This is a genomic window from Vagococcus vulneris, assembly GCF_003950515.1.
GTDB lineage: Bacteria > Bacillota > Bacilli > Lactobacillales > Vagococcaceae > Vagococcus > Vagococcus vulneris.
Window position 1 is genome coordinate 263055 of the sequence record NZ_NGJS01000001.1, and the last position, 15636, is coordinate 278690.

The following is a 15636-nucleotide window of genomic DNA, read 5'->3' on the forward strand; positions in this document are numbered from 1 at the left end:
AGGGATTTTGTAAGAGCATAAGGGAAACCTGCTATCATAAATGATAGAAACCGCAGTGCGGTTTGGTTTTAGCGTGATATCAGAAAACTTTGTGAACCATGCTCCTTAGCGGGTCTGTTAATCCATCGACCTGGCTCCTTAGCGGGTCATTTAGTGCAAACCCGACTTTATAGCGGGTCAAAAAACTAGGACAAGAAAGTTATAAAGCTACTAGATTAAAAATTCCGGGAAAATACCATGTTCCGTAGCGGGTCTAATTTTTAGGGAGCGACTTATGAATTTTGCAGCTCCTCTTTCCGATCATTCAATTTATTCAGCTTCAAATTCAGCTCATTGTCACTTTCTTTTAAGGTAGATATTTCCTTGTCGATTGATTCGATTTGTGATTTATTCTGTTCAATCGTTTGCTTCACTTCTTCTTGTTCCTTATCGGTTTTTTCTTCAAGTGAGGCTTGCAGATTATCGTTAACCTTTTCGATTTTTCTGATCGATTTTCGATGAGTGGTCTCTTTCTTTGCATTGTTCCTCATTTCTTTTTGGGTCTGATCAATTTCCAATTTAACTGCAGATAGCTCATAAGACTCTTTCGAACGATTCGAATTATATGGATCATCTGTAGATATTTCATTTCTGACAAAATGGATTTTTTGATCGTCACCCATGGATTCTAAATCGACTTTTTTTGCGTAAATCGCGACGGCTAATTTCTCCCATGTATCAGGTAAATGTTTGACCTTAACGACGTAGAGATCTTCATTAATCTTCTTGATTGATGTATCATATTTCGTCTTATCGGTGCGATCTTTTTTGGCAGATACTTTCAACTCATCAAGAACAGTAGAGCTATTAACTGGTGAGGTAAAAGAGAAAATTAATGTTTCCTCTTTGGGATAGTACTGTCGTTCTATCAAAGTAATACTACGAAGTTCCGAAGAGATTTCGTCGCCTACTTTCGTAGATTTTGCATCGACTTCCGGTTTGACTAGAAAGCTACTTCCAAAGAAAAATAGGAAAACACCCACGATTGCGAACACCATTCGCTGGTATTTTTTTCGTTCATTTTTCTTCAATGAAATTTTTACGGCCACTTAATTCCTCCCCCCTTTCTTTCAAAAAATATTTCCAATCATTTGATGAATTTTTTTCTTATTTGTCCCTGAATAGTGGCGGTCTTTTTTAACAATCGTAGGAACACTTTTCAGGTTATAGGTTTGTATATAGTGTCGGTTAGCTGGCTGATTCATATTGACAAAAACGAGATCGTTTTTAACCAGGTTGTGATAATACAACAAAGGAAAAATGGACTGACAATCAGGACAATCATCACGATAAAAGACTATGATCTTTTCTTCTTTTTGAGTAAGTTTTATGGTCGTAGTGTTTTTTTCAAAAGCATTCATTTGAGTAATTGAACCTACAGTCGTTAATAACAGGACGCTTATTAATAGAAGAAAGACGATCCACTTCGGTTTATATCCTTTTCTCATACGTTCACCTATTCTTGATTCAGAATTGAGTTTTGTTTTTTACTTTAATCGATTTAAGGTATTGAAATTTCACCAATATTTTTGATTTCTATTACTTGTTTTACAGCAGGATCAAAGACAATCTTATAAAGAAATTTCCCCTCTTGTTTCTCACTTCCAGCGATTGATAATGAGTAGTTGACTAATACCATTGCAGTTAGATTTTTTTCGTCTGAGGACATTCTGTAGACCTCCGGTTGCCCTTCTAATTCAGATACAGTTGTGACACTTGGGGTTAATTTATCCGCATCTTTTGAGAAAAGAGCATCCAGAGTTGTCGTATTCGCATAAGGTTCTGCTTTCGTTTTTCGAGCCGCGACGCTGTCCGATCTCTTACTAGTATCGTAAGAATAAACGGTGTTGAATAACTTATTCGTAGTGCCCAATAATGCTTCATTCGCAGAACCATTTTTTTCATTATTTAGTGAATTATATTGTTCGGAAAGGTGCGTATATTTAGCGGATAGTTTCCTTTCATTACTCTTCAAGCTAGTGTTTTGTTGCCTTAATTCCTTGATACTTTGTGCCTTCTCTCGATTGTCATTCACTATGGAAAATAGAGCGGCGAGAAGAAAAATAGCGATCAAAACACCAGCGATTCCTTTCACTCGTTTAGAAACATTCTCCATTTTATTTCCCCTTTCCTTGGATAAATTCTACTTGCGAAGCTGTTGCTTTATCGATCACTCGCCAAGAACGTGTGCCTGACCCTGGACTCACAACATTGGTTTCACTAACTAACATACTGCCATCGGAATTGACGTACTCAACGACTGCAACATGACCGTATGGAGGAGTCGAACCTGCTAAACCACCATAGAAACTTGCAGCCCAACCAACTTGTGGTTTTCCCTTCACTACGGTGTAGCCTCTTGCACGTGCAGAAGCTCCCCAGGAGCCACCATTTCCTCCGTCACCAGAGAACCATTCAATCGGTTTACCAATTTGAGCCATACGATTATAAGCTCCCCAAGTACATTGTCCCATTGGGTATTGATTGCCAGCATAGTTCTTATTATCGGGCGCTGGAAGTGTTAACTTACCCTTGTACTCAGGTGGCACATCAAGTGTAGGCGCAGAATTTTGACCAATGACTTCACCTGAAGTATCACCGGTTACTACTTCGCAATTATCACTATCGCTGGCCTTGCCTTCATCACTTCCGAGGCCGTCCATAGTCCCAAACCAATAGTCCCCATATAGCGGAACTTCTTGACAATTTTTTCCTGGTTGCGGTTCTTCAATAACCTTGTTGTCACCACTATAGATGGCCACATGATGTGAGCTTCCAGCAGGTCCCCAAAAGACAAGATCTCCTTTTTTGGCTTCCTCTTTACTGATTTTTTTAACGGCATTTGATTGAGTCTCAGACGTGGGTTGTAAAGTGATTCCGACCTTTTGATAAACCAACATAGTAAGACCACTGCAATCCATTCCTTTGTCCCAATCACGGCCACCCCAAACATAGGGAATGCCAATTCTGCTTCGAGCAAAACCAACAATATTGGCACGTTTAGATGAATCCACTTTACCGGTTGATGAACCAGAACCTTTATCAGGTATTGATGGATTCTCATTAACCGCTCCTGATTTATATGGTGCCGTGCCGTACTTAACAACCGCCTCTTGATCTAACCATTGATACTTTTTACCGAGAGAGTTATAGGTACTCAGAAGCTTGACCAGGTAGCTTGGATCGGTCGCCCAGCCACCTTTAAATATCGCAGAAAGGGCACTCGCCCCATCTGTATTATTAATTGCTCCAGTGTAAAGAGTTTGGTGTGCCATGAACTCTGCTTTACCCACAATCCCCGCATTGTAATCCTTAAACCAGGTATAAGCGCCGCCAGTATTATCACCTACCGACGTTCCTGGCTTCGTTCCAGTAATATCTACTGAGTCATCACCGAATGTTGCTAAGGTAATAGGAAAGTTTGATTTACTTGATGTTTTGACGCCGCCCATATTATGCGCTTGCCATAGAGACGTTCCTGATGGATTCGTAAAATTAAATCCGTTCTCTACCATTGTTTGAGCGATACTTGCAGACGGTAAAAAACCTCCCGCTTTCCACGAGAGGATATAAGCATCTTTATGCTGTTTAACAAAATCGTCGATTGATGCGGGGTCAGCCCCGGAATCACCATTGATCGATATATCTGGACTATCCGCTGGATCACACTTATTATTTTGACTCATATAAAGCATTGAAAAGACTGAAAGAATCACAACGAATAACGTTCCCAATAAGAGAAAGTTCGACAAGATAAATGGAATTAGATACCTTTTAAAAAGTAAATTTTTAACCTTTTTACCCATTAGGCACCCCCGTTAAATAAGGCTAGTTCTTCATCCGTGACTTGGAAAGTCATTTGAATATTTTGGTCTCCAGCAATACTCATGATTCCCTGGGAACCGCCTACCTCCTTACTCGTTTGGAATTGTGCCATCATTGCGTATTCAGTTTCCGTAAAGATATTGCCGAAAATACTTTTTAGAAAGTTGAGCGAAGTCACATCTTGCTTCAGTAATATCTTGTATTGTGTTAATCCGAAAATTTCCTTTAGCTTATTGGCCGCTTCAACCGTATCTTTGTCTTGGGCATTTTCTGCATTTGGAAACATCCGCTCGACACGTTGTGTTGCTAACGCTAATCCAATAAACAATTTTCGTGCTTCAGACATGAGCGTAACGAACCATTTAGCCGCATAAGCCTTCTCAATATTTAAGATGTTGTGGCACTCATCAACAATAATTAAGCAGCGAATAATATCCCACCAATTAATCTGATTCCGATCAAATAAATCTTTCTGCTTTTTACCAATCCGTGTCACATTTCCCATGATATTATTCAGTGCTAAGAACAACTGACAGTCAAAAACTTCCGACCCTAATTTAGATACCCCTTCAATATCAAAAAATACGATTTGATTTTCACCAAGATCTGGAACGCTAGTTTTACCGTCAAAAATTCGTTTATATTGTTTTGTTAGAGGCTTCATAGTTATACGAATCGAGCTGATATGTGCTTTCGTGTCTTCAGGAGCATTTGGTTCAATCTTATCCAGGTAAGTAATAAAATCGCTCACTGTCGGGTATTCTTCATTAGACAAAGCCGTAATATCAATTGATTCATCTTCCTGCCAAATCCCATAGTCAATAAAGAAATCCCAAACTTGGTCCTCGAAAACACTAACTAATTCATCTGAAGCTTTTTTATTCCTAATTTTAAATAGGATACCCAGCATTGAGATATGCTGGGTAAATGATCCTCTTACATCCACGACATACGAGTCATCTTCTGTTTTCTTTGATACCAGCGGATAAACCTGGAACATATTTAAAACACCACCGGTCCCATCCAGGGGAATAGACACACCGCCGTATTCCTTAACTACATCTAGAAACTCACCAGATTTATCAAACCCTCGAATGACATTTCCCTTGGCGGCATTATCCCTCAACAGTTTTTTTAATACAGTCGATTTTCCCGATCCCATATCACCGGCTAAGAATAAGTTATAGTACAAACGCATGGCGTTTTTATGAAACATATCCCAATAAACTGTTCCGCCGGTTCGGGTGATTCCATAATAGAAGCCTGTTTCATCATCTAAAAACGTCTGATTATGGGCAAAACCTAAGCCCAAAGCTTCAGCTTGAATATCCATACCCTCACGTCGATTTCTAAGTCTTTTTTGTTCAGACATAGGAATGAATAATGACTGCCATTCTTCCTTTTGTTCTCCCAGAAACACTGTTGCTTTGTAACCATTCGAATCTAAGCTTTTCAGAATATCATTGACTTGTTTTTCCAACGCATCTAGCGTTGGTTGGCTGCAGAAAATACGAAATGCTACCTTTTTGATCTGCTCTCCCTGACTTCCCATGCTAAGACTCAGGTGGCGTAAAATATCAATTTCTTGTTCTAACTCGTCACGTTGCGTCGTCTTCGCTTTTTTTCTTCGGATCTCCAGTTCCTCAATCGTTTCACTCACGCCTTTTTTATAGGCGACACCTTCATCTGTTCTTGAATCCTTCATAACAATCACATTATCTAAGCTAGTGAGATCCATTAACCAAAATTCTGTCATGATCGTTGGTGTCTCAAAAATATGGATTGTTGCACGATAGCCATCACCAAAGCGATTGAAAAAATCGTCTTTAAAGGATATACCTCCTTGCGGTTGCGTATCATAAATAAACTGAACATCTTCATCAATTATTTTCTGTTTCATTGTCATAAATTTGAATCCCTCCTGTATTATTCAGGATATACAGCATTTTTTTTACATACTCTTTTTTCAACAACTTCGCTTGAAATAGGTTATCAAATCGTTTCAGATTGGATATGTTTTCCTCTAATTCATTGATCGTCCGACCAAATATCACGACGTAAGAAGTGAGTTTTTTATATGTTTTTTCAATATATTTGAGCTTTTCTAGCTCCGTCTGAAGAATCCGCATTTGATTGATGTCTTTCGATCGATCACGCTTATACTTCACATAATTTTGTTGTTTTTGATTCTCTTCAGGGAAATTCATAAAGAGTTCCTTTACAGAATTCCCATATTGCTTTTGGAATGACCAATAGTTATCGGTCACGAAATCGGCCTCTGATTCATCTAAAAGCTCTAAATCATATTTCTTGGTATCAAAAAAGGCCGCGTACCAACGCTGACCTCTAATGGATAGCTTCACATAATTTTTCTCATGGATTCCGGCGACTGGATAGACCTTCGTTAAACGATCAATCTCTTTGCGGACACCTCGTGGCTTCTTTTTTTCTTGCTTTTTCCGTTCAACGGAATCAAACTTCATGGCTCTCTTCCTCCTTTGGAGGGTTGATTGAATGGTATATTCTTCTGTCCTTCAATAACACCTGCATAGCAACTTGATAGTTCTTTTTTCCATGAATATCACTAGGAGACAAAAGTAGATACGAGATCACTGGATAGGTGAGAATATAAGGAATGCTCAACATTTCAGGCACTAAGTATTGAGAAATCATTCCGATAAACGGACTACCCACAATAAATAGTACATCTTTAAAATCAAACTTTCCTTGCTTGATATTGGTAATAGCTTCTTTCGGTCTGGCAACTTCTCTACGCATAAGCTCCCTTCTTTCTGGTTTATATAATTAATCTCTAAATGAATCCTTCACACGTTTGCTGGTCGCTTTGGATACATCGTAAACTTTACGAGATCGTGTATTTGTTGGACCGTTATAGACATTTCTAGCTGTATCCGCATATTTGTTCACCGCTTTTTCACCGAGTGTTTCGGTATCAATTGGCCGCGGCTGCATATCTCGTTGTAATTGAGCTTTTGCTTCTTGTACGTGTTGTGGCAATTGTTCTCCAGATACTTTCGGTGGTTGTGGCATAACTGGTTGACCGTCTAAAGCCTGACGAGCTTTAGAAGCCCCAGAGATATCTGAAGCACTTCTTGTTGGGGTAATTCCCATATTTTGGAAGGCTTCCTTATTCGCTTTTGCTTGTTCTCCTATCGCTTTATTGGATAATGGTGCACCAGGTGTTTGCATACCCTTTAAAGTGGCCGGTGATTTATTCGCTGAAGTAGTTCCATTTTCTGAAGTTTTTACACCACTTGGCCCGCCGAGCGGACGAATACCATCATTACCAGCACCAGGATTCCCCGTAGGGTCATTCCCAGCTGGATTATTTGCTGAAGATCCAGAAAGTGGATCATTTTCATTAGATTGAGGATCATTGGGCGAGTTTATACCAGGACTACCAGAACTCCCACCTCCTGGGCCATTATTTGGCAACTCCGGCACATCCGTTTTACTCGGTTTAAAGCCATCTAACGCTCCTTTTACAGCTGATCCTGTATATGCAACGCCTCTTGCAGCCTTTTGACTTGCGCCAGTTACTTTAGAAACAGCAGACTTCGCGGCACTTCCTATTCCAGATCCGACACCTCTCAATGCCGCACCGCCTTGAGCCGCTGCAATGACTGTTCGTCCGACACTAGACAACCCAGCGTCAATTCCAAATAATTGTTCAATGAAGTTTGGCCCATCTATGACTAGCCAAGCACCGCCGGCAACAGCAATCGGCTTCACTAAAGCAGATAAAGATGAATCTGCAATGAAAGCGCCCCATATGTCGAAAAAGTTAATCAGGAACATCATTAAATATAAAACAATAAATGAGTCTCTGATCTTCATTGCTAGTTGCTTATTTCGTTGGCCGTCTTTCAAGTCAGTCAACGCTATCCCGCTTGTAATGACATAAAGCAGACCAATCTCGTTAATTAATTTAGCAGATTTGAATATGACAAAAGCATAAACAATTCCTTTAGTGATCAATTCAAACGCAATCAACCACGGATGCCAAGAATAGCGATAATATGCGGGATCACCAATCCCCCAAAAGCTTTTCATATTTGCTTCTTTAAACTTTCCATCAACCTTATTCAAGCGCTTTGTTAACAGCTTTTGCCCCTCTTCAGATATTGGGGAAGCTTCAAAGAGCTTTCCGTCAGTATCAACTTGTTCTGTAATATCCAGCACCGTAAGATCATTTTTTTCTTTAATATCGTTTTGCGTATCGGTAGACTTCCATCCATTTTTATCAACGGTATATAGATCAGTGATATTATTTTTAAACGTTTGGACGCTGGCTGCTTGTTTACCATGTAAAAGATTTACACCAGCTGTCGTTAATTCTGCCCCCTGCTGCATTGCCCAGGGTAATACGAAAAACAACGTAATCGCAAAAATGATATTATTGATTAGTTTATCTCGATCAAGTTTTCTTGTAATAATCAGTTGCCAACCAAAATAAGCGACCGCAACGGTCGCTAGTGCCCAAATTACTGGCTGATATTTACCGATAAAATCCTGTACTGGTTGGTATTGATAGAAATTCATCAATCCATAGACTTCTTTAGCCGCTCCTGATAGGGCATCAACAACCCAGGCAAATCCTTTCAGTAATCCAAAACCGATTGCCCTCAGTACGTCCCACCAAAATGCCGCAACATGAAGCAGATCCTGAAATTTTAATAGTTGATCAACCAACCAAAACACCTCCTTCTTCTTAACCGTCTAATAGCGTTAGTTTTCTTGAGCTTATTCAAATTCCATGGGTTCTACTTCAATGTTGTTTTTAATCATCTCAAGTACCTTCTTAATGGGAACATCCACTCTATGAGCGAATGACTCTATCTGCATAGCTAAAAACGTAATATGCATTGGTTGATCTTCCAAAAGATTTTGGGAAATTTCAACTTTGGCAACTCCTGTTTCTCCTTGAATCACACGAGCTGCTCCTAATACCTCACACTTTTCGTCTTTCGGCATAATTATCTTCTCCTTTTTTATTTGATACCGTCCGATTGTGGAACAAAGATTTCTTAAATCAATCAGTGATCTTTCTATTAATATTTACGTTCAACTGATTTTTCATCCACCCAAAGAGTAAACTGATCAACAATCACTGCTATCTCGGTCTCCTGTAAGTTCGTAACTTTCTCGCTACGAATCCAGTCCGATAACGCGAGATAATATGGCTTAGACTGTGTTTCACTACGATGATTGTATCGTTCTTTTAAATAATTCAAATGATACTGTTGACGCTCTGTCAATTCTTTTTTCTCCATAATACTTCCTCCGTGAGTGCCCCAAACAACCTCCATTTTGTCCGATTGCGGAACTATCTTGTTTGTCATAGTTTACTGACGATAGTTTCAAAAATTGGGTGAACAATAAAATTAAAAACCAAAAAAAAGATTAGTAAAAAATTGCCTACATAGATAGCAACCCTAACCTTTTCTTTTAATGGTGAAGTTTGATCTATAGAAAGATACTCAAGATTTGTCATTACAACCAAAATTCCTATCGCTATAGGCAAAGAGATTAATCCCAAAGCTACGGAAGATAAAAACATTAAAATTACAAAACCATAAATCACTAATTTGATAGCATCCATAACAACACCTTCTTTCTTTTTCTCAGTGATAGCACCAATAGACGGACTATTTAGCTTACTTTGTATCATTGAGCAATTGCATTGCTCTTTCTTTTTCAACTCATAGTCGCCGGTGAATTAATCTTATAGTGAAAAATCAGCTTTAACCTCTGCTAGTTAATAGACTGTATATACTCTAAATAAGCCTTTTTGAGGTTTGGACGATTATCACTATTACAAAATACTCTTAGCTGTTCCATGGAAGTAAATTGATTCAATCGTTCTTTTTCTTGAGTCGTTAATCGATCCAGATAAGCAGCTTGTAAAAATTTGCCAAAAATCTTTGATCCCAATGTTTCTTCTAAACGAATGGTGTTCATAGTATCTAGTGAAACACTATCGATCGATTCCACGCGGGTTTTCATTAGCTTTTCCTCCTTGTTCTCATCATCGTAATTATTTTTTGGTGCTTGCTCTTCCTTACTAACTGGCTTTCTTTTCCACTTCACAATGTAATCAACTAGATTGATTTCCTCATGTCCTTTTTTATTGAGCTTCAATTCAGACAAATTCAATTTGCCATTAAAACGGGGCATTAAATATTCATAATGAAAGGTCATATTTGTTCCGGCATCGATATTGGCAAAAATCGGATACGGCGTGATTTTGTTTTCTTTAAGGTCGCGCCGCATTTTTGTTCGGTCCAGTATCCACTCACCTTCACGCAAATCACGCAATTCATTGGCCGTTAACAAGTTTCGACCTTCCTCATTTTCGCCATAAGATTTATCTGTACTCATGGGGTCTCCATGACGATCTGTCTTAATAATTGTCTTATCACCGATTTTCTTTGAAAAATATTCAGCGTCATCATATTCATCTGACATAATATAAATCTGATTTCCACAAGCGCCGGTGATTGCCTTGCTAAGTTTGTCACCATATTTATCATCTAATTGCGCATAGGATTGAACAATCAAGTGATAGACTAAATTTCTTTGAAGTCCGACATTCATGGAACGGCTCAGCCCATCAATAGCTGGGATGTTGGCTGCTTCCTCCAATAAATAGCGGACACGACGTTTCAAGCCAGTGCATGATAATGTGGCTTTTTCTGCCAACACTTCGTTTACTTGAGATAAAAATGTTGAAATTATACTGTAGTTACTGTCGTTCCAGTCTGGATACACAATAAATAAAGCTATTGGGCGATCCCCATAGCCTAAATCTTCTAAATTAAAATCACTATCAAGCGTAAGTTTTGCGATAGCGTCGTACGTATAGTTTTTTAATTTTGCCATTGTTCCTGTAAAAATCCCACTTCGTGTGATTCCTTGCGAGAATTTGATCGTGCCATATTGTTTCCTGGCGACGCTAGTCACTGGCAGTTGATCGAAAAACTTATCTAATGCTGTATTCCCTTTTTCATCAAGATAGGCTCCAAGCTCTTCTAACATACTAGTGACGGCATACATGTTTATGACTTGAGTCTTATCCTGTTGAATCCCAATCTCACAGATTGCAAGAATCAAGGCATTTAATAGGGATATACTCGCCTCTTCCCACATAGGTTCTTTCGCTTGGGGATTATGATACAAACTAAATGAAAGACTATTCGCCAACATTTGTGCCTTTGTCGTATCACCACGCATATACGCTTGTTTCACTAAATCTAACGGATTGTAATGAATCCCATTGGTCGGATCAACTAAATTTAGGCAATATACATCATAACCAAACCGCTCAAATTCTGATTTCGTATTTTTGAGCATATCGCCTTTTAAGTCATTCACAATAACCGAATCTTTTTCTTTGGCTCGCATGATCAAATCCAAGGTTGGATAAGAAAAAAGCGACGTCTTCCCTGATTGTGTCCCCCCAAGCGTTAGAGAGTTCGTATTTTTAGTATCGATGAATACATATTTTTCCTCTTTTTTCCACGGTCCAAATCCAATAACTTTAGTAAAGGTCGCAACCGGAATACCTGATTTCCCTTCATACTCTTTATCATTGAGAGGAACCATTTTATATTGTTCTTTTAACTCTTTTAGAGTTGTGAACTTCTCAGACCCCTTAGTTAATAGATTGATATCTTTGTAGGCGATTCTCATGCTATAAATCTTTTTACCAACGATCACACCATTAATACAGAGTAACCCTAAGTACACTAGGGAAAGAGTGACATTCGTGAGTGGTGGCTTTCCTAACCACGCGAATGTGGGCTGCAAAGGAAATACCCCACCTTCATTCACATAACTATTCAGTTTTGGAATGATTCCTTTTAAGGAAAGGATTCCATTAAATATAAGATTAATCAAAAGGACACCGAGAAGACAAAGTAAAAGGGCGACAACCGCAAGAAAATAGGGATTCGCTAAATGTCTTTTCCACTGCTTATATTCTTTATCCATGCAGATTCCCCCTTACTAGATTTCCTTTTTTATTGAATGATAGGCTTGTTTCACTCCTAATACCATTCTCGGGCCATCTTGGAAAAGAACAATCGCACTCATTGCAATAACGGCTAAATATGAGGTGTCCCGCTCAATAACTAAAGAATACATACAAAGGATGATAAGCCCTATACTTAGTAAAGAGTAGACAACTACTACAATCAGTTTTTCACTGTCTTTTCTAAAATATATGCAACAAACAGCTAGCCAGAGAATGAATAAAAATAATAGTTCCATCCTATTTCACCTCTTTCTTATATGCTTTTCCAAGACTACCGATTACAGTATGAGGATAGCCGAGACTGACTAACTCATAGATTTTCAGCTGGAAAGGAGTGTATCTCAACCTGAATGAGATCCGAAAAGAATCTGACTCATGCCTTAACCCCCACATAAAGAAATTATCGTTTAGCGATTGCTTCTCACTTTTTTCTCTATTTCCCCTGATATTTCGTAAATAACGTTTCCATTCCTCAGAAATATTGGGCAACCCTTCAACACCATTTGCCTCATAAATATTCTTCAGAGCTGGAAAGATGTCTAAAAAGACTCTTTTATCCTCAATAGCAACGTACCGACGAAAAAGGAGATAGGTAATGCCAGCAATAAGCGTATTTTTAGCGGAAACAATGGAACTACTTTGCACAGAAAGAAGATCGATTGCTCCAAACAGCCCCGTCCATACATACATGGCGATAATTAATCCAATACCCTTTTTTATATATTTTTTATTGTTCGTAATCAAATACATCCAACAAGAGGTTATGAATACTAGGACGGCAAGAGTAATAACGATGGAGGTAATGCTGAATTGATTCACCTTATCCGCTCCCTTGAAGCCTAAGAAAAATAGTTCATTGATATGGTTAAATCCTAAGCGTACCAAAAAAAATAATTGAAATAAAAAGGCAAGGAATAAAAATCCTTGCCCATAGTGCCTAAAAAGCAGATAGAAATACTTTTTCCTTACACTCATTTAGCCACCGCCTCAGATCCTTGATTTGCTGATGCGGCTGCCTCTTGTGTAGTCGTTTGATCGGTTGATGCTTGTGTTTGAGTTTCTGTCGTTGAATGCTCTGGTGTAACAGGTGTTTCTGGATTGGTTTCAGCTTCTGGTTTAGGGAAGTTATTGAAATCATTGACCACATCTGATACAGCCTCATTTTGTTTGGCTGCTTGATCGTTAACAGCTTGAGCTGATTGGGACGCAGTATCGATTGCCTCCTGCATTTCAGTTGAATTTATTTCATCGAGCTGATTTCCTACTTGGACATTCGCTGCATTCATTTCACTGCTTGATACGGCAGCTTGATTTATATCTGGCTGAACCGCAATGCTTACTTGATCATTGTTATTTGCATTTGTAATCGCCGTAGTCACTTGCTGGGTGGCATCTGACACTTCCGCTTGTGTTTCTTGATACTCTGATTTGGTTTGATCCATTTGATCTAGCGTTTCTTGTGCGTTTTGAATCGTCGAGTTCATTTGATTAGTCGTTGAATTCGCTGAGTCTTGCGCGTCTTTAATTTCATTTACTTTTTGGTTCAGTTTTTCATAGGTTTCTTTGTATAAATCTACATTCACCTCTGGTACCGTTCCATCTTGATCCATTAACTGTTTTAGTTCATCTGACAATTGGTTGTATTCTTCAATCAAACTCTGAACTTTGTCCCATTGTTCAGCCGCTTTATCAGCATGAACTTGTGTATTCGATTCAACATTTTGCATACGATCCAATTCAGATTTTACTTTAGTCAATCTTTCGTTTACTTCATTTGCCTTATCCGCTGCACTGCTCAGTTCTTCTTTAGATTTAGCAATTAGCTCATCAACAGAAGGGGCCGGATCTGGCGTTGGTGTCGGATTAGGATTAGGATCAGGGTTCGGATTTGGTGTCGGATCAGGGATTGGGTTTGGATTAGGCGCTGGATCAGGAATAGGCTTAGAATCATTATCCACGTCTGGTTCCTTACTGGTTTCTTCATTTATTCCCTTGTCAGGAATTTGATCTTTGATCAAATTTGAATCCGTTGCAGGAGCTTTATCTACTTCAGCAGAATGAACGACCTCTGAAGCATTTCGAGCGTCTTCTTTTTTAGATTGATCGTCTATTGCGACAGCCAATTTTTCGACTAATCCTTGTTTCTCTTCCCCTGATGGCATTTGTACACCGAACAGACTATTCTCTTTTTTATCACCTACGACAACACTCAGCACATCATCTGCAGACTTGCTTTCTTTAGCTTTCTGCTTTTTTGGGGGAGCTACTTGCTTTTCCCATGCACTCTCTTTTTTTGATCCTTTTGATGCAGAAGCTTTCTGTTCAATTTTTTGATTTGACTGATTACTCGATTGATTATTATAAATCCCATATCCCACCGCACCACCTAATAAAGCGGCGGAACATAGGCTAATCCATAACCACTTCTTTTTTTGGCTCAATGGTCCCTTTTCAGGCATTTTTTCCTTATTCTCCGTCATTCGATTTTCCCCCTAATTGTTCTAAATTACTGGTCCATAATTCAAAGTTCTTTTCGGCTTCTTTACGATCAGTCTCAGATAGTTTTGAATTACTTTTATCCGTTTGGTATTTCTTTAGTAAATTCACTATACTTTTTGCTACTTTGATATCCTCTTCTAGTTCAGGATCATTGATTTCCTTATTGATTAATTCGGCCGCTGAAATATCTTGGTCTCTCAAATTTTGATAAGCTCGATCCTTTTTTGCCTGATAAATCTGATCATTAAGCGTGTCATTTTTCAGCACTTTATTAATCAATTCGGCTTCTTCCAACTTACCTTGTGCTAAATAGGCGTACCCTCTCATAGCCTGAACAGTTGTATCTTGATTTATTCCTTTAATTTCAGTCACTTGATTCCATTTTTTATTTAGAAATGCCCAATAGAAACGTGCCATGTCAGAATGGTGGTCATCAGCTAAGTTCTTCAATGCCTTTGATTTTTTTTCGTTATATAACTGTTCAATCAACTTCGACTCTTCATCTGGATACTCATTTAGTGCTTGACTATGTTTACCCTCTTTGACCAATTCGGAATAACTTTCCTGTTGATTTGAACCATTAGAACCAGTCACAAATAACGTAATTCCCGCACCACTGAAAATCAGAAGAGCCAATATAAGAATAAAAAGTCTCTTTTTTTTCACAAAAAAACCAGCGAAATCAAACGCTGGTTTTTTCGATATCTGTTTTTCCCTAGGCTCATTAACAACTTTCGTTTCGTCTAAAGATTGATCTTCCGCCGGAAGTAAGGCCACTTTTGGAGTTTCAGCTTCTGCGGATGTTTTTTCAACAATTGTAATTATTTGTGGTGCAGGTTCTTCTTCTGCTTTCCGTCCATAATCGTTGATTGGATTTGTTTCAGCTAGATATGCGTGATTAATCCGTTGGAGAAGTTCGGATTTTTCTTCCTCGTCAACATCTGGAAATTCTGTTTTAAGAAGATGTAGTAACAGTAGCCTCAAATTATTCGACTCATCTGTTCCTGCAACGAAATCACTTCTAAAAATCATTTCTTCATCATCGTAAATTTCAATGATCACATAATTGGGCTTCTTTCCAATCGATAGCGTCTTAGTGAAAACTTTGAGCTGATTATCCGCTTCGATTAAGGTATATCTTTTTTTGCTTGGCAAAAACTTACCTAGCCCTTTCTTGCTCGTTCCAAAAATTACATACAAGTGTTATCCTCCTTTCC

General features: G+C 38.6%; 16 protein-coding genes. All 16 read right to left on the minus strand.

Features of this window, described 5'->3' with window-relative positions:
• Positions 1–272: 272 nt before the first annotated feature.
• Complete coding sequence (locus CBF37_RS01245) at positions 273–1088, minus strand: hypothetical protein (RefSeq protein WP_002350167.1); 816 nt, start codon at positions 1086–1088, stop codon at positions 273–275.
• 21 nt (positions 1089–1109) lie between these two features.
• The gene (locus tag CBF37_RS01250) at positions 1110–1487 is read right to left on the minus strand and encodes a thioredoxin family protein (RefSeq protein WP_002350166.1); all 378 of its coding nucleotides are present in this window, start codon (positions 1485–1487) and stop codon (positions 1110–1112) included.
• A 53-nt stretch (positions 1488–1540) separates the two neighbouring features.
• Complete coding sequence (locus CBF37_RS01255) at positions 1541–2155, minus strand: hypothetical protein (protein WP_002350165.1); 615 nt, start codon at positions 2153–2155, stop codon at positions 1541–1543.
• A 1-nt stretch (position 2156) separates the two neighbouring features.
• Entirely contained in the window at positions 2157–3845 is a 1689-nt protein-coding gene (locus CBF37_RS01260) for an NlpC/P60 family protein (protein ID WP_002350164.1), read from the minus strand.
• On the minus strand, positions 3845–5770 hold the full coding sequence (locus CBF37_RS01265) for a VirB4 family type IV secretion system protein (protein ID WP_002350163.1): 1926 nt from the start codon (positions 5768–5770) through the stop codon (positions 3845–3847). Before CBF37_RS01265 ends, CBF37_RS01260 begins: the two co-directional genes overlap by 1 nt.
• On the minus strand, positions 5745–6347 hold the full coding sequence (locus tag CBF37_RS01270; RefSeq protein ID WP_002350162.1) for a hypothetical protein: 603 nt from the start codon (positions 6345–6347) through the stop codon (positions 5745–5747). The genes CBF37_RS01265 and CBF37_RS01270 overlap by 26 nt, the downstream gene beginning before the upstream one ends.
• On the minus strand, positions 6337–6642 hold the full coding sequence (locus tag CBF37_RS01275; RefSeq protein WP_002350161.1) for a hypothetical protein: 306 nt from the start codon (positions 6640–6642) through the stop codon (positions 6337–6339). Before CBF37_RS01275 ends, CBF37_RS01270 begins: the two co-directional genes overlap by 11 nt.
• A gap of 27 nt (positions 6643–6669) precedes the next feature.
• Positions 6670–8586 (minus strand): pLS20_p028 family conjugation system transmembrane protein, encoded by a 1917-nt coding sequence (locus CBF37_RS01280; RefSeq protein ID WP_002350160.1) that lies wholly within the window; start codon positions 8584–8586, stop codon positions 6670–6672.
• 42 nt (positions 8587–8628) lie between these two features.
• The gene (locus CBF37_RS01285) at positions 8629–8859 is read right to left on the minus strand and encodes a hypothetical protein (RefSeq protein ID WP_002350159.1); all 231 of its coding nucleotides are present in this window, start codon (positions 8857–8859) and stop codon (positions 8629–8631) included.
• 77 nt (positions 8860–8936) lie between these two features.
• A complete protein-coding gene (locus tag CBF37_RS01290) occupies positions 8937–9158 on the minus strand; it encodes a hypothetical protein (protein WP_042958044.1) in 222 nt (73 codons plus the stop codon).
• 65 nt (positions 9159–9223) lie between these two features.
• Positions 9224–9556, minus strand: coding sequence for a hypothetical protein (locus tag CBF37_RS01295; RefSeq protein WP_002350157.1), 333 nt, complete (start codon positions 9554–9556; stop codon positions 9224–9226).
• An 83-nt stretch (positions 9557–9639) separates the two neighbouring features.
• Positions 9640–11877 carry a VirD4-like conjugal transfer protein, CD1115 family gene (locus CBF37_RS01300; protein ID WP_002350156.1) on the minus strand — a complete coding sequence of 746 codons (2238 nt, stop codon included), beginning with the start codon at positions 11875–11877 and terminating at the stop codon, positions 9640–9642.
• A gap of 15 nt (positions 11878–11892) precedes the next feature.
• The gene (locus CBF37_RS01305) at positions 11893–12156 is read right to left on the minus strand and encodes a hypothetical protein (RefSeq protein WP_002350155.1); all 264 of its coding nucleotides are present in this window, start codon (positions 12154–12156) and stop codon (positions 11893–11895) included.
• A 1-nt stretch (position 12157) separates the two neighbouring features.
• Positions 12158–12895 carry a hypothetical protein gene (locus tag CBF37_RS01310; RefSeq protein WP_002350154.1) on the minus strand — a complete coding sequence of 246 codons (738 nt, stop codon included), beginning with the start codon at positions 12893–12895 and terminating at the stop codon, positions 12158–12160.
• Entirely contained in the window at positions 12892–14400 is a 1509-nt protein-coding gene (locus CBF37_RS01315) for a hypothetical protein (protein WP_002350153.1), read from the minus strand. The genes CBF37_RS01310 and CBF37_RS01315 overlap by 4 nt, the downstream gene beginning before the upstream one ends.
• Complete coding sequence (locus CBF37_RS01320; protein WP_105467005.1) at positions 14387–15619, minus strand: hypothetical protein; 1233 nt, start codon at positions 15617–15619, stop codon at positions 14387–14389. Before CBF37_RS01320 ends, CBF37_RS01315 begins: the two co-directional genes overlap by 14 nt.
• Positions 15620–15636 lie beyond the last annotated feature (17 nt).

Excerpts from the sequence above, each read along its gene's own strand:
- CBF37_RS01250 (WP_002350166.1), bottom strand. The coding sequence starts at position 1,487 with ATGAGAAAAGGATATAAACCGAAGTGGATCGTCTTTCTTCTATTAATA.
- CBF37_RS01255 (WP_002350165.1), bottom strand. The coding sequence starts at position 2,155 with ATGGAGAATGTTTCTAAACGAGTGAAAGGAATCGCTGGTGTTTTGATC.
- CBF37_RS01260 (WP_002350164.1), bottom strand. The coding sequence starts at position 3,845 with ATGGGTAAAAAGGTTAAAAATTTACTTTTTAAAAGGTATCTAATTCCA.
- CBF37_RS01265 (WP_002350163.1), bottom strand. The coding sequence starts at position 5,770 with ATGACAATGAAACAGAAAATAATTGATGAAGATGTTCAGTTTATTTAT.
- CBF37_RS01270 (WP_002350162.1), bottom strand. The coding sequence starts at position 6,347 with ATGAAGTTTGATTCCGTTGAACGGAAAAAGCAAGAAAAAAAGAAGCCA.
- CBF37_RS01275 (WP_002350161.1), bottom strand. The coding sequence starts at position 6,642 with ATGCGTAGAGAAGTTGCCAGACCGAAAGAAGCTATTACCAATATCAAG.
- CBF37_RS01285 (WP_002350159.1), bottom strand. The coding sequence starts at position 8,859 with ATGCCGAAAGACGAAAAGTGTGAGGTATTAGGAGCAGCTCGTGTGATT.
- CBF37_RS01290 (WP_042958044.1), bottom strand. The coding sequence starts at position 9,158 with ATGGAGAAAAAAGAATTGACAGAGCGTCAACAGTATCATTTGAATTAT.
- CBF37_RS01295 (WP_002350157.1), bottom strand. The coding sequence starts at position 9,556 with ATGATACAAAGTAAGCTAAATAGTCCGTCTATTGGTGCTATCACTGAG.
- CBF37_RS01300 (WP_002350156.1), bottom strand. The coding sequence starts at position 11,877 with ATGGATAAAGAATATAAGCAGTGGAAAAGACATTTAGCGAATCCCTAT.
- CBF37_RS01305 (WP_002350155.1), bottom strand. The coding sequence starts at position 12,156 with ATGGAACTATTATTTTTATTCATTCTCTGGCTAGCTGTTTGTTGCATA.
- CBF37_RS01310 (WP_002350154.1), bottom strand. The coding sequence starts at position 12,895 with ATGAGTGTAAGGAAAAAGTATTTCTATCTGCTTTTTAGGCACTATGGG.
- CBF37_RS01315 (WP_002350153.1), bottom strand. The coding sequence starts at position 14,400 with ATGACGGAGAATAAGGAAAAAATGCCTGAAAAGGGACCATTGAGCCAA.